General features: G+C 64.4%; 18 protein-coding genes. 4 read left to right on the forward strand and 14 right to left on the reverse strand.

Features of this window, described 5'->3' with window-relative positions:
• Positions 1–83 precede the first annotated feature (83 nt).
• Together N4264_RS19255 and N4264_RS19260 are read left to right on the forward strand one after the other, a co-directional pair.
• A complete protein-coding gene (locus N4264_RS19255) occupies positions 84–1,346 on the forward strand; it encodes a polyhydroxyalkanoate depolymerase (protein WP_261693858.1) in 1,263 nt (420 codons plus the stop codon).
• A gap of 228 nt (positions 1,347–1,574) precedes the next feature.
• Positions 1,575–3,977, forward strand: coding sequence for an ATP-binding response regulator (locus N4264_RS19260; RefSeq protein ID WP_261693859.1), 2,403 nt, complete (start codon positions 1,575–1,577; stop codon positions 3,975–3,977).
• Between the two features lie 68 nt (positions 3,978–4,045).
• Here N4264_RS19260 and N4264_RS19265 read toward each other — a convergent pair whose 3' ends face one another.
• From N4264_RS19265 to N4264_RS19285, 5 genes are all read right to left on the reverse strand, one after another.
• A complete protein-coding gene (locus tag N4264_RS19265; RefSeq protein WP_261693860.1) occupies positions 4,046–5,011 on the reverse strand; it encodes a peptidylprolyl isomerase in 966 nt (321 codons plus the stop codon).
• A 190-nt stretch (positions 5,012–5,201) separates the two neighbouring features.
• Positions 5,202–7,634, reverse strand: a complete 2,433-nt coding sequence (locus N4264_RS19270) for a TonB-dependent receptor plug domain-containing protein (protein ID WP_261693861.1) — start codon at positions 7,632–7,634, stop codon at positions 5,202–5,204.
• 210 nt (positions 7,635–7,844) lie between these two features.
• Positions 7,845–9,149, reverse strand: coding sequence for an MFS transporter (locus N4264_RS19275; RefSeq protein WP_261693862.1), 1,305 nt, complete (start codon positions 9,147–9,149; stop codon positions 7,845–7,847).
• Positions 9,150–9,243: 94 nt separating this feature from the next.
• Positions 9,244–10,137: a sensor domain-containing protein gene (locus N4264_RS19280; protein WP_261693863.1), complete on the reverse strand. Its 894-nt coding sequence runs from the start codon at positions 10,135–10,137 to the stop codon at positions 9,244–9,246.
• Positions 10,134–10,496 (reverse strand): PadR family transcriptional regulator, encoded by a 363-nt coding sequence (locus N4264_RS19285; RefSeq protein ID WP_261693864.1) that lies wholly within the window; start codon positions 10,494–10,496, stop codon positions 10,134–10,136. The genes N4264_RS19280 and N4264_RS19285 overlap by 4 nt, the downstream gene beginning before the upstream one ends.
• A gap of 198 nt (positions 10,497–10,694) precedes the next feature.
• Between N4264_RS19285 and N4264_RS19290 the strand changes: the two genes are divergently transcribed.
• On the forward strand, positions 10,695–12,980 hold the full coding sequence (locus N4264_RS19290) for a TonB-dependent receptor (RefSeq protein ID WP_261693865.1): 2,286 nt from the start codon (positions 10,695–10,697) through the stop codon (positions 12,978–12,980).
• A 41-nt stretch (positions 12,981–13,021) separates the two neighbouring features.
• On the opposite strand, the gene N4264_RS19295 is transcribed toward N4264_RS19290, so the two are convergent.
• From N4264_RS19295 to N4264_RS19315, 5 genes are all read right to left on the reverse strand, one after another.
• Positions 13,022–14,353 carry a PQQ-dependent sugar dehydrogenase gene (locus tag N4264_RS19295; protein ID WP_261693866.1) on the reverse strand — a complete coding sequence of 444 codons (1,332 nt, stop codon included), beginning with the start codon at positions 14,351–14,353 and terminating at the stop codon, positions 13,022–13,024.
• A gap of 196 nt (positions 14,354–14,549) precedes the next feature.
• Complete coding sequence (locus N4264_RS19300) at positions 14,550–14,924, reverse strand: hypothetical protein (RefSeq protein WP_261693867.1); 375 nt, start codon at positions 14,922–14,924, stop codon at positions 14,550–14,552.
• 61 nt (positions 14,925–14,985) lie between these two features.
• Positions 14,986–18,345, reverse strand: a complete 3,360-nt coding sequence (locus N4264_RS19305; protein ID WP_261693868.1) for a two-component regulator propeller domain-containing protein — start codon at positions 18,343–18,345, stop codon at positions 14,986–14,988.
• 261 nt (positions 18,346–18,606) lie between these two features.
• Positions 18,607–18,939 (reverse strand): hypothetical protein, encoded by a 333-nt coding sequence (locus tag N4264_RS19310; RefSeq protein WP_261693869.1) that lies wholly within the window; start codon positions 18,937–18,939, stop codon positions 18,607–18,609.
• Positions 18,940–19,039: 100 nt separating this feature from the next.
• Positions 19,040–20,263 (reverse strand): hypothetical protein, encoded by a 1,224-nt coding sequence (locus N4264_RS19315; RefSeq protein ID WP_261693870.1) that lies wholly within the window; start codon positions 20,261–20,263, stop codon positions 19,040–19,042.
• Between the two features lie 123 nt (positions 20,264–20,386).
• On the opposite strand from N4264_RS19315, the gene N4264_RS19320 reads away from it, so the two are divergent.
• A complete protein-coding gene (locus N4264_RS19320; RefSeq protein ID WP_261693871.1) occupies positions 20,387–20,938 on the forward strand; it encodes a hypothetical protein in 552 nt (183 codons plus the stop codon).
• A 47-nt stretch (positions 20,939–20,985) separates the two neighbouring features.
• Here the strand turns inward: N4264_RS19320 and N4264_RS19325 are convergent, their stop codons facing one another.
• The 4 genes from N4264_RS19325 to N4264_RS19340 form a co-directional block, all read right to left on the reverse strand.
• Positions 20,986–21,390, reverse strand: a complete 405-nt coding sequence (locus tag N4264_RS19325) for an MAPEG family protein (protein ID WP_261693872.1) — start codon at positions 21,388–21,390, stop codon at positions 20,986–20,988.
• A gap of 267 nt (positions 21,391–21,657) precedes the next feature.
• Positions 21,658–22,302 carry a DUF2238 domain-containing protein gene (locus N4264_RS19330; protein WP_261693873.1) on the reverse strand — a complete coding sequence of 215 codons (645 nt, stop codon included), beginning with the start codon at positions 22,300–22,302 and terminating at the stop codon, positions 21,658–21,660.
• 271 nt (positions 22,303–22,573) lie between these two features.
• The gene (locus N4264_RS19335; protein WP_261693874.1) at positions 22,574–23,152 is read right to left on the reverse strand and encodes a DUF4291 domain-containing protein; all 579 of its coding nucleotides are present in this window, start codon (positions 23,150–23,152) and stop codon (positions 22,574–22,576) included.
• 108 nt (positions 23,153–23,260) lie between these two features.
• Positions 23,261–23,518, reverse strand: coding sequence for a DUF1161 domain-containing protein (locus N4264_RS19340; protein ID WP_261693875.1), 258 nt, complete (start codon positions 23,516–23,518; stop codon positions 23,261–23,263).
• Positions 23,519–23,542: the final 24 nt, after the last annotated feature.

Here is a 23,542-nt window from a genome sequence, read left to right on the forward strand (position 1 = left end):
CATGCGCTCCACCACGGCACGGGCCTTGCTTGCCAGAAACGCGGCTACAATTCCCTGTTGACTTCTCCCCTGGTCGTGTCGCCATGCTGTACCACTTGCACGAGTTCCAACGCTCCCTGCTGAGCCCCCTGGTCTATTTCGCCGAAGCCGGCGCGAAGATGTGGGGTGCCAAGGGCGGATTGCTGTCGCATGTTCCCGGCGCACCGCGCGTGGCGGCCGGCTACGAGTTGTTCTATCGGCTGGGCAAGGACTACGAAAAACCCGAGTTCGGCATCCGCACGGTGAACGCACACGGGCATGAAGTGCCCATCATTGAATACACCGCGCTGGCCAAGCCCTTCTGCAAATTGATCCGTTTCAAGCGGTTCACGGACGATCCGGCCACCGTGGCTGATCTGAAGGATGATCCCGTCGTGCTGGTGGTGGCGCCGCTGTCCGGCCACCATGCCACGCTCCTTCGTGACACCGTGCGCACACTGCTGCAGGATCACAAAGTATACATTACCGACTGGATCGACGCCCGCATGGTGCCGCGCAGTGAAGGCGCGTTCCACCTGCACGACTACATCGGCTACATCCAGGAATTCATCCGCCACATCGGCGCGAAGAACCTGCACGTGATCTCGGTCTGCCAGCCCACCGTGCCGGTGCTGGCTGCCATCTCGCTGATGGCCTCCAAGGGCGAGACCACCCCTCGTTCGATGACCATGATGGGCGGCCCGATCGATACCCGCCGCAGCCCCACCAAGGTGAACGACCTGGCCACCACCAAACCCCTGGGCTGGTTCGAGTCGACCGTCATCCACGACGTGCCGCCGAACTACCCGGGACATGGCCGGCGGGTTTATCCTGGCTTCCTGCAACACGCGGGATTCATCGCCATGAATCCGGGCCGGCATCTGAGCTCGCACTGGGACTTTTACGAAGATCTGCTCAAGGGCGATCTCGAGGACGCCGAGTCGCACCGCAAGTTCTACGACGAATACAACGCGGTGCTCGACATGCCCGCGGAGTACTACCTCGACACGATCAATACCGTGTTCCAGCAACACCTGCTGCCACGGGGGCTCTGGGACGTCGGCGGACAGCGCGTCCGCCCGTCTGACATCCGCCAGACCGCGCTGTTCACCATCGAAGGGGAACTGGACGACATCTCCGGCCTGGGTCAGACCGAGGCGGCGCACGACCTGTGCACTGGCATCGAACCCCGATCCAGGCAGCACCTGACCGTCAAGGGCGCGGGCCACTACGGCATTTTCAGCGGCGGCCGGTGGCGCCAGGTGGTCTATCCGGAAGTGCGTGATTTCATCCGACAGCACGACATGGCCACCCCGCTCGCGGGCTGACCACGGCCCTGGGAAGGGGGGAAATGAAGGCAAGCATCTCCAATCTGGCCATCCATCCGATGCGCAGCGCCGTTCCGGCGGGCGTGAACGGTCGGCCGGCATCTGGAATTTGTAGTTTCCGCCGCATCTTGGGCAAAATGCGTTTTTGTACTCGACCATACGCCGCTCCGAGAGGCCGGCGTGTGCATCAGCCACCGCACTGGAGCCAGGGCTAGTCGTCACCCGCGCATGAACTGCTTCGCACTCGCCACCGGCCTGACACTCCTGCTGACCGTCGCTTCGGCGCCGGCTCCGTCGGAGTTCCAGCGGCTGGCGCTCGATGCGCCGCAGGAAGCCCTCATCCGCGGGCGCGAAAAGCTGGCCGAGCCGAATCTGGCGCCGGAGCAGCGGCAGTCCATCCTGATCGACATGAGCCGCGCGGCGTCGCAGGTTTCCGAGGTCGAAGTCGAATCCGTCGCCGGTGCGCTGGACGCCCTTGCCGGGGAAACGGCCCTTCCCAGCGCCAGTGCCCTGGCCGGACTGCTCCGCGCCCAGGTGCTGCTCGAGAAGGACCAGGTCAAGCGCGGACTGGAGCTGGCGCATGAATCGGCCGCCCGCCTGCGCGCCCTGGATGATCCCTACTGGCACGCGCTGGCCGATACGGAGGTCTGCGACGCCCTGCTGACCGCCGGCCGGCCCGATGCGGCGCAACCCCATTGCCTGCGCGCCTACCAGGCCTGGCCGGGCCTCAAGCGGGAATACGAGCTGGCGCGGACCGAAAACCTGCTGCAGTGGCAGTACCAGAAAACCGGCGACATCACCCGCGCGATCGAGCTGGCCAAGTCCGCCCGCGCACGACTGGTGGCCCTGGGCACGACCGGCGGCGTCGCGTTGCTGGATGACAACCTCAGCGCCCTCTACCTGGCCAGCGGCAAGCCCCAGCTGGCCCTGGAGTATTCCCGACGCGCCCTCGCCCACGAACTGGCTGCCGGGAAGCTTCAACACACGATCGCCTCACGCCACAACGTGGCCGAGGCGCTCGCAGCTCTGGGCCGCAACGCCGAAGCCCTCGACGAGCTGGAACTGGCCCTGGCCGAAAGCCGCAAGCGCGAACTCGGCCGATTGACCGCCTCGTTACTGGACGCGAAAGCGCGCATCTCCGAACGCGCCGGCCAGCCCACCGTGTCGCTGGCGGCGCTGCGCGAACTGATCGCGCTCAACGCCCGCCTGAGCACCGCGGAAGTCGATCGCGCCGCACTGGAGCTGGAAGCCCACTACGGCAGCCAGGTGCGCGAGCGTGAAATCTTCGAGCTCAAGCAAGAGGCAGAAATGCAAGCGCTGCGGTTGTCCGCGGCGGAGGCCAAGACGGCCCATGAGCAATCCCGTGCCAGCTACTACGCGCTGATTCTGCTGGCCGCCACAGCCATCGGTTTCCTCGGCGTGCTGCTGGTGGTGCTGCGTCTGAATCTTCTCAAGCGGCTGAATGCGGCGCTGACCCAGGCCAACCGCAGCCGTGCCGAGATGCTCGCCATGGCCGCGCACGAGATCCGCAATCCGCTGGCGGCCATCGGCGGGCTGATCGACATGGCATTGCACCGCACGGCAGACCCGCGCGCCCGCGGTCTGCTCGAGACCGCCCGCGCCACGACGGCAGGCCTGGTGCACACGGCGGAGGACTACCTCGATCACTCCCAGCTCGCCCTGGGCCGCGTACAACTGCGCGACCGCGCGTTCGACCTGCCGCAACTGCTGGCCAACGTGATCCGTCTGTTCCAGGCGGAGGTCGCCGGGCGTCCGCTGGGCCTGCGCATGGTCATGTCGCCATCCACGCCGACCTGGGTCAGCGGCGACGCCGAGCGCCTGCAGCAGGTGCTGACCAATCTCCTGGGCAACGCCGTGAAGTTCACCGAGCGCGGCGAGGTGCTGCTCGAAGCGATGCCAGACGTCGACGGCCGCACGCGCTTTGCGATCAGCGATACAGGCCCGGGCATCGCCGAACCGGAACTGCAACGCCTGCTCTGCCCCTTCGAGCGCGGCGCGGTGGTACGCGGCCAGCGCGGTGCGGGCCTGGGCCTTTCCATTGCCAGCCAGCTGGTCGAAAAACTGGGCGGGCGCCTGCAGGTGCAATCGGCGCCCGGCCATGGCAGTCGTTTTGAGTTCGCCATTCCCCTGTCGGTAACGGCCGCCCCGGCCAATGCCGAAGTCCCCCTGACTGCGGAGAACTCCGGCATGCGCGTGCTGCTGGTGGACGACGACAGCGCTATTCGCGAGCTGCTGTCGGCTCAACTCGAATCGCTCAATATCGATCACCGCGTCGCCGCCACCATCGACGACGCCCTGGTCACCTGGCGCGATTTCCAGCCCGATACAGTGCTGATCGACCTGCACCTGGACCGGGAGAACGGCATCGACCTGATCCGTCGCATCCGCGACGAATGTGGTCCGCGGCCGTCACCACGCTGCCTGATCCATAGCGCCTCCCCACCCAGCAGCCAGGGTGACCGGCTGCCGGAAGACTGGGGCATCGAATGGGTAAGAAAGCCGATGCCGCTGGTCGAACTCGGGCGACTCCTCGGCAGCGATGCAACGCCGTCACGCTCGACCGCCGTGCAGGCAGCGACGGCGCGCGAGTCACACGCCATCGCGGGCTGAGCGAGCCGACCCTGCTACCCTCCCGCCCCCCGGATTGCCCTTGGGGCGATCCAGGGGTACAGAGCGCCTTACTTCTGCGCGGCCTTTCCGATCGCCCGTACCGGCAGCGGGACGTTGCACAACTCCACCTTTCCGGCAGGCTTGAGATACCACTCGTCACGACGGTTGCGGCGTGTCTCCACCAGTGCCGTGAAGGTCTCGGTATCGGTGCGCAGGATTTCCAGCTTCGTCCGCTCCGCTTCCGGCACGTCCGCTGCCAACCGCAGTGACTTGATCGGAACGTACTGCTCGGGCTTGTCGTAGAAGCCCAGCGCCGCCGTGCCACGCGGCAGCGCGGACAGCAATTCCATTCCCTGCACGACCCGTCCCACGAGGGTGACATTAAGGTCCAGGTGACGCGGTGCATGGCCGATGGTCACGTACAGCTCGGTGCCGCCACCGCTGTCAGGCGCGTTGTCACGGCCTGCACCGATGGTGCCATAGCAGTGCGCCAGCCAGGTTTGCCCGGCCTCGGGATCACGCGCTACGGGAAAAGTATCGGACCAGCCGACTTCCGGCGCATATACGTCGCCGTCGGGCAGCGGCGTGAACGGCAGCGCCTTGTCGATCGGGCGCGAGAATTCCGCCGGCAGATGCCGCTTGGCCGTGCGGATCGGCTTGGCCTTTTCCTTGTCACCGCCGTTGGGATCACCCCACTGCACCACATAGTTGTCATGCGAACGGATGAACGGAATGCCGTCGAAGTATTTCTCCGCCACCAGCGCCTTGATGTTCGCCACATGCTGCGGCGCGTAGCGGGGCGCCAGCTCGATGACGACGCGGCCGGCGGCGATGTCCAGGTACAGGGTGTTCGCAGGATCCAGCGGGCGCCAGTCGGACGGCTTGGACGCCGCGAGGACATCGGTCATGGTCCTGGGTTTCTCCGGTGGCGCCGGCTCCGCACCTGCCAGCGAGGCCGCCACGGCCAGGCACAGTGCCAGGCCAGGCTGAGTCACGCGGATCACCCGCCACGTCTTTCCATCGACACGGTTCATACGCTGCACCTCGCGGTTGTCGGAAACCCGATTCTAGTCAGCGTTGCACGTCGATGGCGATCGCCGCCGGGCGTCTTGACTGTACCCGCGCGGATGGTGAACACCCGCCCAGGGACAGGCGCCATGAGCGCCATAAAAAACCCGCGCCTTTCGGCGCGGGTTTTCGCGGTACTGCCGTACAGCAGCTGGATCAGAACTTGACCCAGAACCGGGCGAAGTACGATGTCCCGTTCAGGCCGAACTGCACGCTGTCGTAGACGTGGCCGTTGTCGGTTTCGTCCGGGTTCTGGCGGTCCGGGAACGTGTCGAAGATGTTCGCGGCGCCGAGCGTGAGCTTGGTGTTCTCGGTGAAGGCATAGCTCAGGCTGACGTCCGCCGAAGTCTTCGCGCCGTAATTGAGGAACACCGGCGGACCGGAGAACGATCCCAGCGTCTGCGAACCGAAGTGGATGATCTTGAACATCGCATCCCAGGGGCCGACGGCGTAGTCGAAGGTCAGCGTGGCCTTGGTGTTGGGCGCACCGTCCTCGATGAAGCGGCGTTCGCGATCCGACAGGAACGTCTCGGCACCTGCGGGCACGGCCAGCAGCGGCGCGGGCACATTGACGCGACGGATGTCGGTCTTGCCGTGGTTGAGGGCGAAATAGGTCGTGAGCTGGCCATCGCCGACTTCCGTGTTGTGTGCGATGGTCAGGTCGATACCCGTGGTACGCGTATCGACCGCGTTCACGAAGAACGCCGCCGCGCCAACGCCTTCGGCGATCAGCTGGTTACGCAGGTTCTCGGTGATGGCCTCGCTGTCGACGCCGAACTGGCCCGACAGCACGACGCGGTCGTCGATATCGATGCGGTAGCCGTCCAGCGTGAAGGTGAGGTTGTCCAGCGGACTCCAGGTGAAGCCCAGGGTGAAGCTGGTGGCTTCCTCTTCGCGCAGCGGGTCGACACCGGCTTCGTTGGCGATGGCGCTGCCGTTGCGGGCGAGCAGGATATCCAGCGGCTCGCCACCGACGAACTCGGTGTAGGTCGACTGGAAATCACGCTGCTGCAGCGACGGCGCGCGGAAGCCCGTGCTGGCCGAGCCACGCAGCAGGAAGGTATCGGTCGCCTTGAACGAGGACGTCAGCTTTCCGGTCGTGGTGCTGCCGAAGTCGTCGTAGTCTTCGAAGCGCACCGCCGCACCGGTCATGAAGCGGTCGGTCCAGTTGAATTCGAAGTCGGCGTAGGCGGCCCAGCTGGTGCGGCTCGAATCGGTCTCATCGGCCGGCTGGAAGCCCGGATACCCTTGGCTGCCGGCGTTGCCACCGCCCGCGCCGTCGTAGTCATCCCACGACCCGCGCTCACCGGCGAAGATTTCGTACTGCTCGCGGCGGCGCTCCAGGCCGAAGGCCACGTTGGTGCCCGCGAGCACGCTGTCGAGGTAGCGGCTGAAATCGACGTTGGTGGTGTACTGGGTGAACGCGTAGCCGCCGGCATCGAACTTGGTCGGCGACAGGCCCGGACCGCCGAGGATGACATCCTCGTTCGCGATCGATGCGTTCAGCGTGTTGCTGATGTCGTTGAGCAGTTCGTTGTAGCCGTAGGTCTGCGACACGTCGGCGCGCCAGCCGCCGATCTCGCCCCAGACGCCGGCGATAAGGCTGTGGTCGACGAGATCACCGTTGATGTACGGCACGAAGCCGTTCGGATACATCGCCGCCGAATTGCGCGAGGGGATGTCGTCGCTGCCAATGCCGCCGCGTGCGAACGCGGCCGACGAGGCGTAGCGATCCTGGTAGCCGCCGGTGAAATAGAAGTGGGCAACGTCACCCAGCGGAATCTCACCGTTGAGGAACAGGGTGCGGTTGTCCATCTTGGTGTCGCCGATCGTGCGCGGGCTGCCGCGCGGTTCGGAACGATCGGAACGTCCACGCTTGAGGTACTCGCCGGTCAGCGCGATCACGCCGCCGTTGTCGAGCTCGAAGCCACAGTAGGAGGAAGCCAGCGTGTTCTCCCCGTCGCCACGCGAGTACTGGCCAAAGCCCACCACGCCCTCGCAGCCGGCTTCTTTCTTGAGGACGACGTTCACTACGCCGGCGATAGCGTCCGAGCCATACTGGGCGGCCGCGCCGTCGCGCAGGATTTCGATGCGGTCGATCGCCAGCGGCGGGATCGTGTTGAAGTCGGTACCGGTATTGCCGCGGTTGCGCGCACCGAAGATGTTGACGATGGCCGCCTGGTGCTGGCGCTTGTTGTTCAGCAGGACCAGGGTCTGGTCAGAACCCAGACCACGCAGCATGGCCGAGTCGACCAGGTCCGCGTTGTCCGCGCCGGTCTGGCGCGTGGAGTTGAAAGACGGCGCGATGAACTGCAGCGATTGGGCTACGTCGAATTGTGGGCTCTTGGCGGCGACGTCAGCCATGGGCAGCACGTCGACCGGTACCGGCGTCACCGTTTCGGAAGAACGGCCGTAACGGCGTGAACCTACCACCGTGACGGTTTCCAGTTCCGTTTCGCTGCCGGCCTGGTCCTGCGCCTCGGTGCTCACCGCTCCAGCAGCAACGGCGCGCGCCGACGGATCCAGCACTGCTGCGGCACCAAATGCGCCGGCCGCCCACAGCGCCACCCACAATTGCGATTTACCCATGTTCTGTCCTTCCGGGGAAAAAACTTCGGTAGCTTAACGTGAACCGATGAGAACGTCTAAGCAGACCAAAGCGAACAGAACATTTGTCGAATCGGCGCAAAAACACGCGCAAACGGCACTTGCATCGAACTGCCAAAGGCGTGCCGCGCGGCTGATTGCCGCATTTCCCGCGAAAAATCCGGACGCACGTCTCAGTTGGCGTGCTACGTCTTACGCATCGCGATCGATCCGGGATGTCGCCCGCGTATCGGGCATCCACAGATACACTAGCAGCGAAACACCGATGCAGGCCGTGACGTACCAGTAGAAACCCGCCTCGAACCCATGCTGCTTGAACCATAGCGCCAGGAGTTCCGCCGTGCCTCCGAACACGGAGACCGTCACTGCATAGGGAAGCCCCACGCCCAGCGCGCGGATCTCCACGGGAAACAGTTCCGCCTTCACCACCGCGTTGATCGCCGTGTAGCCACTGACGATCACCAGCGCGAGGGTGATCCAGAGGAAGGCGCCGAGGGCATCCACGCTGCTGGCCAGCATCCGGAAAATCGGCACGGTCGCCAGCACGCCCAGTACGCCAAAGGCGATCAGGATCGGCCGGCGCCCGACGCGATCCGACAGCGCGCCCACCACCGGCTGCAGCAGCATGAAGACGAACAGCGTGGCCGCATTGATCGCCGTCGCCGTGTCTTTGCTCATTCCCACGCTCACGACCAGGAACTTCTGCGTGTAGGTCGTGTACGTGTAGAACGCCAGCGTACCGCCCATCGTCAAGCCGACAACAGTCAGCAGTTCGCGCGGATGGGCCAGCAACCGCCGCATCAGGGATCCGGGCTGCGTCGGTGCGCGCTGGAAGGCGGTGGTTTCGTGCATGGTCCGGCGCAGGTACAACGACACCAGCGCCGCCACGGCACCCAGCACGAATGGAATGCGCCAGCCCCAGGCCTGCAGTTGTTCCGGTGTGAGTATCCATTGCTGCAGGACGATCAATACCCCCAGGGCCAGCAGCTGCCCGCTGATCAATGTGACATATTGGAAGCTGGACCAGAATCCACGATGTTCACGCGATGCGACCTCGCTCAGGTAGGTCGCCGAGGTACCGTATTCGCCGCCCACGCTCAGCCCTTGCACCATGCGGGCGAACACCAGCAGCACCGGCGCCAGCACGCCGATCTGCGCGTAACCGGGCGTCACGGCGATGATCAGCGAGCCGAAGCACATCATCAGCACCGAGAGCATCAGCGCCGCCTTGCGGCCGTGGCGATCGGCGTACAGGCCCAGCAGCCAGCCGCCCAGCGGACGCATCAGGAATCCCACGGCAAACACGGCCGCCGCGTTGAGCAGCTGGGCGGTCTGGTCACCCTTGGGGAAGAACACGCTGGCGAAATACAGGGAGAAGGCCGAATAGGCGTACCAGTCATACCACTCGACCAGATTGCCGATCGATCCACTGACGATGGAACGCAGCCGCTGCGGCGTCGTCATGGCGGGTACGGCGGTGGAATCGGCGTCGCTCACGGCACATCCGGCAGCAGGAAGGGGCCGCAAAGCTTGCCCCGGTCGCACGGACCGGGGCAATACATTCTCAACATACGGCGTGGAGGCCGCGCTTTCAGCCCGCCTGTACCAGCAGGTGCTTGGCGAACGCGCCCTGCACCTTGGCCACGCCGCGTGCCAGGTGCAGCATGGCGAACAGCAGGACGATGCCGAGGATCATCTGCAACGGTTGCAGCACCAGCGGAAGATTGAAGACTTCGCCATCGATGTTGAGCAGGCCGATATCCCAGAACAGACTCACAATCGGGTTGAGGAACAAAGACGCCCCGAGTGTGAAACCGACTACTGCCGTCGTGAAGTACACGATACCCAGCGGCATCATCAGCGTCATGTAGAACAGGGTCGTCCAGGTACGGGTATCGGTGAACAGCTGTTTCACGCGCTCTACGAGCGTCAGTCCACGCTGCGCGTAGATCGGCCGGCGCGGCATGCGCTCGCCCAGCATGACTTCGACCAGTCGTCCTTCCACCAGTGAAATCACGCGCACGGTGGCCAGGAACAGCACCGTCAACGGCAGGCCGATCACCAGAATCATCATGCCCAGCGACAGGGAAAGCCCCGTCACCGCCCACGTGAAGTAGAAAATGCCCAGCGGCATAGCCATCAGCATGTAGATCGTCGCCGCCCAGGCGCGCGGGTCCGCCGCTACGCCGAAGAATTTCGCCAGGGCCGAAGTCCGCACCGGCGGTGCCGGCGGCTTGAGCGCGCTCTGCACCACACGTTCCTTGTCACGGTAGATATCGGCCACCTCGTCCGGCGCACCGTAGCTGGAAGCGATGCGTGCCAGCAGTTCCGCTGGCGGCACGTTCGGGTTTTCCGCGAATTCCGAGCGCAGGTGGTCTTCCGCGTCGTAGAGCGCATCCTGGATCAGCGCCGGATCCTCGCTGCGCAGCGCATAGCGCAGCTGTTCCAGGTATTCGTTGATGGTGCGCGGCATCGATTGGCTCATTTCAATTCCCCTAGGACGACATCAACGAAATTGCGTGTGGCAGACCAGGCCACTCCCCATTCCCCCAGCACCGTGCGTCCCAGCTCGGTGATCCGGTAGTAGCGTCGCGGCGGCCCGGCAACCGAGGGCTCGACCTCGCTCGCCAGCAGGCCCGAGGCACAGAGATTGCGAAGCACCGGGTACAGCGCGCTCTGCTTGCCCATCAGAACGCCGTCGGCGGTCTGCTCCAGGCGCTTGGCGATCTGGTAGCCGTACATTGGCTCTGACGCCCCGGCAAGCACGGCCAGCAGCACCAGGGACACCGTACCGGCACTCAGCTCGCGCTCGAATTTCTTGCGATGCGACTCTGTCTCGGTCATTTGCTCACCCCCGTATAGCGTGGAGTGAATGCTATTGTCAGTTTCACACTAGCGAATCCCTCATTAGTCATGGGTGCCATTGGTCATGCCTCCCGGGGCACGGCTCCGGCACCGCCCCGGGGGCCTGCGACCACGCACCGCATCGTGGCCGCGCGCCGTCAACGCTAAGGTGCGGCGCCTTTTGTCGCAGGCTCTCGAATGGATTCGATCCCCCTACCCCTGGCCATCGCGCTGACCCTGGCCACACTGGCTGCCCCCACCACCAGTGCCGAGCCCGTCCCGGTAACCGACGTGCTCGCGACCGTCGATGTCGAGGCCACCGCGGTCGAACGCCGCGAGCAGCGGCTGCGCAAAAGCCGCCACAGCGCCAGCATCGTCGAGCTCGATCGCAAACGCGCAGACCAATCCAACATCGTCGGCAGCGAGGACTACCTGCGCTACGCGCCAAACCTCACGGTGAGGTCTCGCTATATCGGCGACCGCAACGCACTGATCGGCGGCCGCAGCAACACCACGACCAGCGGGTCGCGCTCGCTGGTCTACGTCGACGGCCTGCTGATCTCGGATCTCCTGGGCGCCAGTTTCAACCCGCCGCGCTGGGGCATGGTGTCGCCGGGTGAAATACAGAACTTTGCGATTTTGTACGGTCCGTTCGCCGCGGAACTGCCTGGCAATTCCATGGGTACGACCGTCGAAATCACCACGCGCTACCCACGCGACCTGACCGCGACAGCGGATGTGCAGGCCTTCGGCCAGTATTTTCGCGACGACTACGGCCATGCCGACACCTACCAGGGCCAACGCGCCGCCGCCTCGGCGGGCGCGGGCGACGGAAGGTTCCGCTGGTTTGTCGCGGCCAACGCCCTCGACACGCATGCCCATCCGATGCAATACGCCACGCCGTCGTTGCTGACGACGGATCCGTCGGCGCTGCCCGCAGTCTACGGCGCGCGGCTCGACCAGGACCCACAGGGCCGCAACCGCATCGTGCTCGGCCCCACCGGTATCGAACATACCCGGCAATCCACGGCAAAGGTGAAATTCGCCGCCGACCTGACGGACGATGCCACGCTTGAATTCGTCCTCGGCGGTTGGCACAACGACTACCGGCGCGACGCGGCATCGTTCCTGCGCAACGCGCAGGGACACGTCGTCTACCGCGGTGACTGGCGCCTGCCCGACGGACGCGGCATCCGCATCGGCGACAGTACCTTCTCGCCGCAGCACGGCACGGAACAGCACTACCAGTACGCCGGCTCACTCACCTGGCAGCTGACACCGGCGTGGTCCACGCAGGTTCTGGCCTCTCGCTATCGCGTGGCGGAAAACCGTCTGCGTTCCGCGCTGCGCCCGCCGGATGCAGTCGATCCGATACCCGGCACGATCGCCGATGGCGACGGCACGGGCTGGAGCACGCTGGATATCAAGCTCGCCGGCGACGTGGCCTCACATCACCTGCGCACCGGGTTCCATCTGGATCATTACGCGCTGGACCAGCGCGTCTTCGGCATTGCCGACTGGCGCGAAGGAACTCCGGCGCACCTGCCCACCGATCGCTTCGCCGGCAAAGCCCGCACATACGCCGGCTATGTCCAGGACGAATGGCCGTTCGCACCCGACTGGACTGCGCTGGCCGGCATTCGTTTCGAACACTGGCAGGCCTACCAGGGTGTGCGTGGCAAGACGAACCAGCTGGCCTGGTATCCGCAGCGCCGCGAATCTGCGCTGTCGCCCAAGGCGGCGCTGTCCTGGCAGGCGACCGATTACTGGCGCTGGCGCGCCAGCGTCGGCAAGGCGGTGCGCTTCCCGACGGTTTCCGAACTGTTCCAGGGTTCGCTCAGCGCCAACGCCATCGTCAACGCCGACCCGAACCTCCGTCCGGAACGCAGCTACTCCAAGGAGCTGGCCGCGGAAGGCGTGTTCCGGCAAGGCGACGTGCGCATCACCCTGTTCGAGGACGATATCCGCGACACCCTTCAATCGCAGACGAACCTCACTGTCACGCCGACGGTGACAAACATCCAGAACGTCGAACGGACGCGAAATCGCGGTATCGAGATCGCCGGCCAATGGTCACCCGCGCCGGAACTGGAATTTCAGGCCAGTGCGGCGGTGAACGATGCCAAGGTTCTACGCAACACCAAATACACGCCGGCCGAAGGCAAGCGACCGCTGCGCATTCCGCGGACGCGGGCGAACCTCCTGGCGACCTGGCATGCACGGGATGATCTGTCGCTGACACTGGCGGCACGGCATTCCGGCCGCCAGTGGAATACGCTCGACAACGTCGACTACAACGGCAACACCTTTGGCGCAGCGTCGGCGTTCACCGTGTTCGACGCAAAGGCCACCTGGAAGGTACGCGAGGGCTGGAAGCTTGGCTTCGGTATCGACAACCTCGCTGACAAACGCTACTGGGTATTCCATCCGTATCCGGCACGCACGGTCGTTGCGGAACTGCGTTACGAGGGCGGCACGCAGTGAACGAAGGGACAAGCCCCGGCTGGGCTTGTCCCTTCCCACGTCTAGTCGCCAAATCCGTCTGCAAAGATCACATCTGTCTGCGACGACGTGAAACGCAGCACGCGGTCGCCATCCATCTCCGTCAGGTAGACCTCGCCGGCCTCGTCCTCACCGAAGCCGGTGTACAGAAGATCAGTGCCGTCCTGCCACTGCGTACTGCTCCACGTACCGCCGTTCTGCACGCCGAAATGGATGCGGCCGCTGCAGAAGTCCGCGTAGATGTATGTGCCGGACATGCCGCTGATCGCTCCGCGGTATCGCACGCCACCAGTCACGGAGGCGCAGGGCCCCGCGTTGGCCGTGTGCGTGTAGGTCAGGATCGGCGGCGTGCTGCCGGCGCAGTTGCCACTGGTACCCTCGCACAAGTCCCAGCCGTAGTTCACGCCGCCGGTGCCGGGCGCAGCCATGTCGATCTCTTCCATCTGCGATTCGCCGACATCACCGATGAACATCTGGCCGGTCTGCCGATCAAAGCTGAAGCGGAAGGGATTGCGCAGTCCGTAGGCCCAGATCTCGTCGCAATTGCCGGCAGTTCCAGCGGTACCCGCGTACGGATTGCCAGCCGGAATACCGTAGTTGGCCGAGCCGTTGGCATTGGCCGCGCATAGTTCATTCGTGCCTGCCGCCGTCGTCTGGTTCACATCGATGCGCAGGATCTTGCCCAGCAGGGCACGCGAACGCGTGCTGCCACCGCTGTTGGTGAACGCGGCATCCGCGGGACAGTCACTGTGGTTGGCGTCATTCGCAGCCAGCTGCGACGGCCGCAGAGTCTGGGCGCGGTTGCAGCCGTCGGTGCCGTTGCCGCCGGCACCGTCTCCCAGCGACACATACAGGTAGCCATCCGGCCCGAAGTGCAGATCGCCGCCCTTGTGGTAGTTGGAGTCCTGGTCGATGCGAATTACAACCTGCGCGGTCGCCGTATCCGCGATATTCGGGTTGGCGGCCGACGCGGTGTAGCGCACGACGGCGGTGTCGCCGCTACCGTCGGTGTAGTGCACGTAGAACAGCCGGTTGCTGGCGTAGTTCGGATGGAAGGCCATCGACAGCAGCCCACCTTCGCCACTGATCGAAAGCCCGAACGGAGCGGTTCCACTGAGATTGATGAAGGGGGTGGCCAGCACGGAGCTGGATCCCGCCGGCTTGATCCAGATCTGGCCGTAGCGGCCGGCGATGAACAATCGACCACTGCCATCGCCCGCGTGACGGATCGCGATCGGTGATCCGATTCCGGAGGTGACGACCGGCGTCAACGCCAGGTCACCGGGTGGTGCCGCCATAGCGAATGGCGAAATGGCGCACAGGCCGAACAAAAGACGTGAAATAAGCGAACGCATGCGGTTCTCCGACGGTGATTCAGGCACCTGTTGCCTGCAGCGCGGATCGCTTGGCCGAAGGCTTCCTGCCTGCGTCCTGCAATGCGCAATGGCGACACACCGCTTTTGCGACCCTGCCACCATGAGACGGCGGCCAGTGGTGCGGAGCGACATCGCGCCTGGGTGCCGGCATTGGCGATTATCCGGCACCGGTGAGTCAGGATTCGCAGTCCAGGCTTCCCTCAATAGCCTTCTCGCCAATCGTCAGCCTGGCACTACCGTTGGCGCCGACAAGGCGAAACGATGGCGGCTGTGACGCATCACCGCGGCCGCGAAATGACAGGCTGACACTGCGTTCTCCGCGCGAAAATCGTTCGAGCACCGTATCGGCCCGCTCCAGCGTGAGGCGCCTGCCGCCGATGGACGTTGCACTGAAGACGATTACCGGCTCTGCTTCCTCATCGCCGATGAATTCCAGTTCGTAGTATTCCGCCCCCTGGCTGCCGGAAAACGTACAGAGCGTATGGGAAGCCAGCGCTGGCTGGGCAATCGCCGCCAGCAGAAGAACAGGGCCAAAGCGAAGGCAGGACATGGTCGTCACCGGGAGGGGTCGTCTTCACCGTAACGCACGCGGCGCGGATGCGTGCACACGATCAACCCTCGCCGTCGCCGCCATCCGGCTTGACCGGATGGATCGGCAGGTGAACCGTGAACGCGGCCCCCTGCCCCAGCTCGCTGACGACTTCGATGGTGCCGCCGTGCTTCTGCATGATGCCGTAGGCCACCGACAGGCCCAAGCCCGTGCCCATGCCGACGGGCTTGGTGGTGAAGAAGGGTTCGAAGACCCGTTTCAGATCACGCGCCGCAATTCCCTTGCCCGTGTCCGAGATGCGGATTCGCGCCTCGTGCTCGTCGTGTTCGGTATGGATGGTGATCGTGCCGCGCTGGTCCATCGCCTGGCACGCATTGATCAGCAGGTTCAGGAAGACCTGGTTGATCTGGAATGCGAGGCACTCCACCGGCGGCACCTCGGAATAGTCCCGAACGATATCGGCCTTGTTCCGAAGCTCATGCGCGATGACGTTGAGCGTACTTTCCAGGCATTGGTGGATGTCCACGAATTGCCATTCGACGCTGTCGATGTGGGAGAAATCCCGCAGGTCCTTGACGATGGTTTCCACCCGCGTGACACCGGCCAGCGATTCAGCGAGCAGGCTCGGCGCATCGGCACGGATGAAGTCCAGTTCGACATGGCGCTTGAGCGTGGTGACCTGGCTGAGCTTGGGGTTTTCCGCAGGCAGCTCGGACTCCAGCTGCTGGTACGCCATGAGCACCGAAAGCGTGCGGTCCAGGTACGACTTCAGGCTGCCGAGGTTGGCCCGAACGAACGCGATGGGATTGTTGATCTCGTGCGCCACGCCAGCCGCCAGCAGGCCGACCGAGGCCATCTTCTCCGATTCGATCAGCTGCGTCTGGGTGCCGGCGAGCTTGCGGTTCAGTGAGGCCAGTTCCTGGTTGAGCAGCTCCAGTTCCACGTTGCGCTGCTGTACCGCGCGCTCGGCAAGGAGGCGTTCGTCAATTTCCTGGTGCAGGCGCGTATTGGCGTCATGCAGCGCCAGATTGGCCTCGGCCTGCATTTGATTGGCCTGACTCAGCTCGGCAGTGCGCACTGCAACCAGTTCCTCCAGTTGCTTCTGTCGTCGGCGATACCGCCGCTTCACGGCTTCAGTGCGCATTTTTACCAGCATGACGAGCAACGCCAGGAATCCCAGCACCATCAGCGTCCGGAACCACGCTGTCTGCCACCAGGCGGGCAGGATGTCGAAGGCGACCGTGGCCGGCGTGCCCCATGCGCCGACAGCGGTGCGGGCACGCACTTCAAAAGCGTAGTGTCCTGCGCCCAGGCCGACAAATCGGTCATCCGAATTGTTGGCGGCGTACCAGGTCGAGTCCAGCCCGACCAGCCGCCCCTGCAGCGTGATGCTCTCCTCGTGCCGGTAGGACAGCGCGGCGAACCGCACCTCGAACACCCCTTTGCCGTGCGGAGCACTGGGCGCCTGCGACGGTGAACCCGGATAACTGACGTCGCCCAGGCGGAAGGACAGGATCGCTGCTGCCGGTGGATCGGAAACGGCGTGGTAATCCGCGGCCCGGAAGTGGGCGAGTCCGGTCGATGTTCCGAGCCACACATCGCCGTTTGAATCCGCCAGGAAGGCTTCACTGTTGATGTCGTCACCGGCAAGGCCGTCGTCCGTGGAAAAGTGCACAGCCGCACCTTTCCGGTCGACCCGGTAGACGCCAGCCCCCGTGCCGGCCCAGACGTTTTCCCGCACGTCTTCCGCAATCAGGTAAAACACCTGGCGGTACTGATTGAGGGTGTCAAGGTCGGGCAGCACCTGGAACCGGCCCTGCTCATACCGGGCACGAAACACGCCGCCATTGGCCGCGTAGCTGACCAGGACATCGCCGTTGGCTGTCCCGCGCGCATGGGTGACATGATCGCTGCGCAATCCCTCGCGCGTCGTGATCCGGCGCCACTGCCCCTGTTCCCGCACCGCAAGCCCGTTGGCGCCCGCCGCCCACAGCCGCCCGCGCGTATCTTCGTGGATATCTTCAAATGTTTCGTGCGGATCACCGCCGGGCAGCGGTTCGCGGGCAAAGGTCCAGGTGCCTTCCTGGTAGATTCCGCGCAATAGTCCTTCGCCTTCGGTCGCCACCCACAGCGTTCCGTCGCGATCGATACTGAGGCGGAACGTGCGTCGCCCGGACACCATGCCAGCGTCAGCGCCGATCGTCGTCGCTTGATCCGTGCGCGGATCCCACCGCCGGATATATGGCGGTCCTGTCATCAACAACGAGCCGTCGGCCGCCTGCACCACCGAGCGCACCTGCATGCCCTGGCTGGCAGCAACCATCTTCCAGCGGCCACCTTCGGCACGGGCAAGGCCCTTGTCAGTGCCGGTGTAGAGACGCCCGTCACGATCTCGGAAGATGCTCCAGATCGCATTGCCCGGAAGCCCTTCTTCGATGCCATGGATCCGCCAGGCACCACCGCCCCGGAGCCGGAACAGGCCAATGCCGCCCACCCACACCGAGCCTTCCCTGTCGACCAGCACGACATGGTCCGCCGACGCGGGCAGGCCATGGTGCTGGTCGAGCTTCTGCGTGGTGTCGCCATCGACGCGCAGGGGGCCCTGCTCGGTCGTCACCCACAGGCGCCCCTGCTGGTCGACGTACAGCGCCGCCTTCTGCTGGATCGGCGGAACGGGAAAGGGGCTGGGGCGGAAACCTTCACCGGTGTGCTGCCACAAGGCGGTCAAGGAACGCGCCCAAAGGCGGCCGTTGCCGTCACGCGCCAGGGCATCGATCGGCGAGGCAGTGAAATCGTCCGAGCCCCCCACAGCCGTCCAGGTACCGTCCGCCCACTGAAGGACGTCCGAGCGTGCGCCCGTCCATGTCGCCGCCCAGACTTCGCCCCGCTCGGGCGAGCCCCACAGCGCGGTGACCTGACCTCCCGGCCAGTCGCCTGCGCGCTCGAATTCGCCGCCGGGTGTCCTCCGCCAGGGCCCTTCCGCCGTACCGGCCCACAAATGGCCGCCGGGCCCCACCGCCAAGGCCAGGATGTTCACCCCGGGCAATCCCGGCGCTCGCACAAATCGACCCTCATTGCGAAACGCCAGCCCCCGCGTGGTTGCCACCCACAGAACGCCCTCGGGATCCTCGGCGAGGTGGTTGATCGAGGAATTCGGCAATCCGTCATCGGGCCCGAACACATCGAACCGACGGCCGTCGTACCGCATAAGGCCATTCTCGGTACCGACCCAGAGAAGACCCTGCCGGTCTTGTCGCAGGGCCCAGACCGTGAGGTTGCTCAGCCCCTGGTCCAGGCCATAGGTGCGGAATGCATAGCGGCCGTCCGGCACGTCGGCAGGCGCCGCTGCGAGGCCGAACTCACCGGCCAGAAGGCCGAACGCGAGCAGGAAGCGCCAGACCCGTTGCCAGGCAGAGGTCACCCCGCGGGTACACCGCTGTCGATGCATACGCTGATCGGCCTGTCCGAGTGCGTAAACCTTCTGGGATCGCTACAGCGACGGTGACCATGGTACCTGCGATCGAGGGAGCAATCAGCTGGGGTCATCCGCCGTCACGCCCACGGATCAGGCGGCTTGACCACAGCCGCTCGCCTCACCTGTAACCCACGGGCGCTGCGCGTCTGCCGACCCCGCGGATGGCGGCGGATAAGGTGCTGCGCATGGGGTAGCGATGGCCCCTCGCTATTTGCGCCCGGGCCGGAAGTACCAGCGCAACGCCAGGCCAACGATCGCGGTGCAAACCAACCACAGAACGCTATTGGAAATGACGATGCTGACGGCCTCCTGCTCGGCCGCCGGGAAAAGATTGAGCGATCCCGCCTGCAGGTAACCGGCCAGCGAATACGGGAATCCCATCACGAAGACCACCCGCTTCACCATGACAAGAATGCCCGGCCCTTCCCAGAGCTCCCAATGCCGTGTGGACAGCACAATGGCGAGCATTCCCATCCAACCGAGCAGGCGGCACGTTTCCAGTCCCACGAATGTCCAGAATCGCCACACGGTAAACCTCATTTTTCCCTGCTGCGGAGGGGCAAAGTGTCGTCGGTGCGCCGTTGCCAGGCCGTGGAGCGCGGCAAGCCGCACTCCACGGCCGATCGGGAAACGCGCGGTCTCACGGCGCTGTCGGCGGCGTGATCTGGACGCTGATGTCGTACTCGTAGTCTGTCTGCGTAACGGTGGTGACCGCCCCCATTGGCAAGGTATCGATGCGTTGCAGTGGCCGCTGGCGTGCAACGTCCAGCACCAGTGTGGCATCGCCCTGCCCCGACAATTCCATCACTTTGACCGCCCGGCCTGCGCGAGTGTCAGCGCGCACCGTCTTGATCGCCGCATCCCCGATCGGCGAGACCATGGGCATTGCAGCACTGCCATCGTCATCCGGCAGCGCGGTCCAGGTCGTACCGTCCGTACTGTTCCAGAATTTGGAGCCGCTGCGCAGGAACACGACTTTTGTGCCGCTGCTCTCGATCGTCGTACGGCTGTGGGTGGCGTCTACATACTCGACAACGGTACGCGTCACGTTGCCGTCCACCTGTCCGCCGCGCATTTCCGAGCGGGTTATCACGCGATAGTTCCGCGTCTTCTCCAGCGCCATCCAGGCTTGCTCAAACTCCTGCACCAGTGCGGCGCGCTCGGTGGGATTGACACCGTCACCGGCGTGGCTGGCTTTTGCATCCGCCTGGCTATGGGCTGCCATTCCGGCGAAATCGTTCTCCAGCGTCAGGCCCTTCCGGTCGAACTGGCCCCGACTGTCGCGCGTCGGATCCGTGTTTGGCACCCATTGGTAGGCTGCGGAATAGCTGGGCAGGTCGTCGAACGTAAGGAGGGTGTCCGTGTTTCTCGGCCCCCCTTCCGCACCCAGCTTGCAGGTGACGGGCCCTTGCTCACCCATGTGATGGCAGGTCAGGCTGTCCTTGCCCTTGGGCAGGGTCAATACACCAGCAATCGGCATCGTTGCCAGATCCTTGCCGGAGATCTGGTAGCGGTGACACGGCGCGCCATCGGCATGCCCGAACATCACGCCCATCATCCAGCGCTTGCCGGCTTTGTCGACAATCACCTTGGCGACATCCTGCAGCCCGTCGCCGTCGAAATCACCTTTTGCCTGCCAGGGCGTTTCGCTGCGGGTGTATTTGCGCCATGCGACCCAGCCACTGCTGGTGTAGTCCGCCGCGGTGGCGTCGCGCCAGAGCTCCGATTCGGTGGTCAGCGAGATGCATGCGTCTTTATCCGGATCGGCGAGCATCCGGCCCAGCTTCTGGGCAGCCGTGGGCTCGGCGGCCAGAACAGGCGATGCAAGCAGGCAAAACACGACCAGTGCACGAATGGGATACACGGCAATTCCTCGAAGTGGTCGGGGCATGGTACCCCTCGGGGAGGTAGTAACGCAGTGCGGCGAAGAATTGCCCACGACCGGCGTGCCGTCATAATGCCGGTGGTACTCGCTCGCGGAAACGTCATGCGCGGCATCGCCCTGCAATCCAGTATCGAATTCCCGACCGCGTTCGAACCCCTGCTGGACCAGCTGGGAGGTCGCACGTGGCTGGCACTGCCCCATTCGTTCGATGGCGCGCAGGACTGGGGCGACGATGGCGCCTATGACGAGAATACGGAAACGTTTACGCATGGCCCCGGGTTCGATTTCCCGAACGAGGTGCAGCTTGTCCAGGAACCGCACATCCGCTTCAACGATGCGGCCACGCAGTATGGCTACTGCGCACGGTGTGACCTGTTTCCCAAATACGCCAGCGCTATCAGCAATGACTGGTCCGCCCTCTTCGGCACGCGAAAGCCGGTGCCGGATCCGATGATGTGGCTGCGGGCCTACTATGCATCCGATCACCGCAGCGCCTATCTGCAGGAACACGCCGATTGTGTCATTCAGTGTGTCGACGCCGCCTACTGGGCATTTCATTCCCACGACGAAAACCTCGTGACACGACTCGCTGCCTACTGGGATCGGCGTGGCTGGCCATGGCGCACGCAGGGACTGGCTGACACGCCGCTCTGACTACGGCTATTGCGGGCGGATGTGCCCGTGTTGCTGATCGACCAGCGTCAGGCCAGCACGCGGAAGAGCATCGCCACGAACAAGCCGACCTGGGCGAGCCAGAAGCCGGCCCGCACGAAGACCTGCGGACCACTGATGCCCGACACATGCACCAGCGACTGGCCGACCCGCGCGTACACCACGAAGGGCGCGAGCGCCTGGATGGCATCCAGCCGCCCCATCGCCGCAGCTCCCAGCACGATGGCTGCAAACAGAGGCAGGTTCTCCACGCAATTGGCGTGCGCGTCACTGACACGGCGGATGATGGGAGCATCACCCGTTTCCCGCTCACCGCGGGGCCAGTTCGTAATCGGCGTGCCCGCGAGAAAACGCGTTCCGCGGTAGAGGAAGACAACGATGACGAGGAGCAGTGTCCACGCCACGAAATACAACAGCGCCTGGATGGGAGTCATTGATGGAAACCGTGTCGATTTAACAACTGTGTACTAGGGTACAAACCTACCGCAGCGGCACCGAGCATAGCGCAATTCCAGCCATCGATCGTTCACGCCCGAGTGGCCGGCATGGAAACCGAAATTCCGCTATCGGTGCATTCGAGCGAGGTTCCGTTTCTCAACAGCTTTGAGAGCACTCAGTAGCACGTCGGGCTGACCGGCAGCCCACCCGATCACGCACCGTAGCGACATACGGGCACCAGGAAACAGCACCGCCGGGAACACTCAACCCTGCGCGGCTTTCACACGCAGCTGTTTGTCGTGCAAACGCGATAGCACCAGCTGCGCAACGATGGCTCCCACCAGTGCGCAGGCCATGTCGGCCTGCGTATCCCAGACATCCCCCTGCGTCGCAAGGAAAGCATCTGCCGCTGCACCCCACACCAGCGCGGCCCACCATTCGATGAGCTCGAAAAAGGCACTGAAGCTCAGCGCAGCCGCCACGACCAGATAGAACAGCCAGCCGCCCGGCCGCAACGGCGAGGTACGCAGCAGCAGTTCCCGCGCCAGAATGGCCGGAATGAATCCCTGCGCGAAATGCCCGAGGCGGTCATAGTGATTGCGTCCGAGACCGAAGGCATCACGCGCCCATTCGCCCAGGGGCGTTTCCGCGTAGGTGTAGTGGCCGCCATAGATGAGGATCACAGCGTGAATGGTGAGCAGCCAGCTCAGTAGTCGCGTCAGCGGAAAACGTTTCCATGTCGCAACGACAACGGGCAACCCGACCACGACCCACACGACCTCCATGAACCAGGTCAGGCGGTCTTTCGGTGAAATGCCGGACACGATCAGCGCCAGCAGGACGATGCCAACCAGCACGAGCCGTTCGACGCGCGGAACAGGCGATGCGGACAGAGGAGGATGATTCAACGATGGGGCTCCCGGCAACCGGATGATCGCCGTCATCGACGGCCCACCTGAGATACCGCATCAAGCGCCACGCATCAACCGCGATGCGCAGGAAGGCGGCCTGGGCTGTCGGTACGCATTCATACCCTGCGCAGTTCCACCACGGGCAGAACCGCTGGTCGTGCCGGTACCAGGTGAAGCAGATCAGCGCCAGCAGCTACTCATGGCGCTCGTTGCGCACCGTCCTCGCACCCGCCAGCGGCCTGCGAATGACTGATCGGAAACGGCGCATCTACTCACAAAGCCACGCAAAGGCTTGCGCGGGATACGGCCTTTCCAGGTCTGCGGGTGACTCGGGTTTGGGCTGGCGCGCGGTGACAGCGGCGCCGATACACCGTGCAATCGGCGTGACGTCTTCAATCCGTCGAATCCACTCATTGACGTAACGCTCCACGGCTTCGCCGGAGAGACCGATCTGGATGGCACGGACATCGCTGACAACGTCGAGTTTCCAGTCGCGCTCCGGATCCCATTGCACGCGCACCGGCCTGCTGGCGAGTGCTGCGCGCCACTGCTCACGGGACGCGGTCGATGCGGCTGTGTGGCTAGCAAGCGCGGCGTTGGCCAGGGCCCACTCGAACCCTTCACGGGTGATGTCGATGCCGAGGACCGTTTCCTGCCCGGCTTTCGCGCCGAATCCACAGCGGTACATCATCCAGTTGAACGACGGCTTGATCCAGGTCATTCGCGCCATCTTGAACGGCAGTACGAAGCGCCCTGCTTTCAGGGCCGGCAGCGCGATTTTCGGCGAATAGGCCTGGTAGACGCGAATACAGTCGGCGTCATAAATGGCTCGGATCTGCTTTTGCATGCAACAGTATGCGGCAACCAGCGCACGCGATGATCATCCAATCCAAAAAAAGCCGCCGCGGCGCAAGCCACGGCGGTTTTCTGATGCGGCGGATTTCTGGTGCGGGGCTTACTGCTTGGCCACCTGCTGCTGCGCGGCCACTTCGCGCTGGTACACGATGCGATCCGCGCCGCCATTGCAGGTACCAACGGTCTTGCGCTGGTCTTCCGCATCCTTGGCAACCACTTCCAAGGTGTAGTTCTTCACGCCCTTCGTGTCGAGTTTCAGGGCGATTTCCTGCTTGAGTTCCTCGCACGGCTTCCTGGCGAAGGCGGGAACGGTGGTCATACCGACAACAAGAGCCATCACGATCAGAACGAGTTTCACGGTTTCATCTCCATCGGGGCGGCG

Source organism: Tahibacter amnicola, from assembly GCF_025398735.1.
GTDB classification, from domain to species: Bacteria; Pseudomonadota; Gammaproteobacteria; order Xanthomonadales; family Rhodanobacteraceae; genus Tahibacter; species Tahibacter amnicola.

Coding starts and splice junctions, on each gene's coding strand:
- N4264_RS19255 (WP_261693858.1), top strand. CDS start 84: ATGCTGTACCACTTGCACGAGTTCCAACGCTCCCTGCTGAGCCCCCTG.
- N4264_RS19260 (WP_261693859.1), top strand. CDS start 1,575: ATGAACTGCTTCGCACTCGCCACCGGCCTGACACTCCTGCTGACCGTC.
- N4264_RS19265 (WP_261693860.1), bottom strand. CDS start 5,011: ATGAACCGTGTCGATGGAAAGACGTGGCGGGTGATCCGCGTGACTCAG.
- N4264_RS19270 (WP_261693861.1), bottom strand. CDS start 7,634: ATGGGTAAATCGCAATTGTGGGTGGCGCTGTGGGCGGCCGGCGCATTT.
- N4264_RS19280 (WP_261693863.1), bottom strand. CDS start 10,137: ATGAGCCAATCGATGCCGCGCACCATCAACGAATACCTGGAACAGCTG.
- N4264_RS19285 (WP_261693864.1), bottom strand. CDS start 10,496: ATGACCGAGACAGAGTCGCATCGCAAGAAATTCGAGCGCGAGCTGAGT.
- N4264_RS19290 (WP_261693865.1), top strand. CDS start 10,695: ATGGATTCGATCCCCCTACCCCTGGCCATCGCGCTGACCCTGGCCACA.
- N4264_RS19295 (WP_261693866.1), bottom strand. CDS start 14,353: ATGCGTTCGCTTATTTCACGTCTTTTGTTCGGCCTGTGCGCCATTTCG.
- N4264_RS19300 (WP_261693867.1), bottom strand. CDS start 14,924: ATGTCCTGCCTTCGCTTTGGCCCTGTTCTTCTGCTGGCGGCGATTGCC.
- N4264_RS19310 (WP_261693869.1), bottom strand. CDS start 18,939: ATGAGGTTTACCGTGTGGCGATTCTGGACATTCGTGGGACTGGAAACG.
- N4264_RS19320 (WP_261693871.1), top strand. CDS start 20,387: ATGCGCGGCATCGCCCTGCAATCCAGTATCGAATTCCCGACCGCGTTC.
- N4264_RS19325 (WP_261693872.1), bottom strand. CDS start 21,390: ATGACTCCCATCCAGGCGCTGTTGTATTTCGTGGCGTGGACACTGCTC.
- N4264_RS19335 (WP_261693874.1), bottom strand. CDS start 23,152: ATGCAAAAGCAGATCCGAGCCATTTATGACGCCGACTGTATTCGCGTC.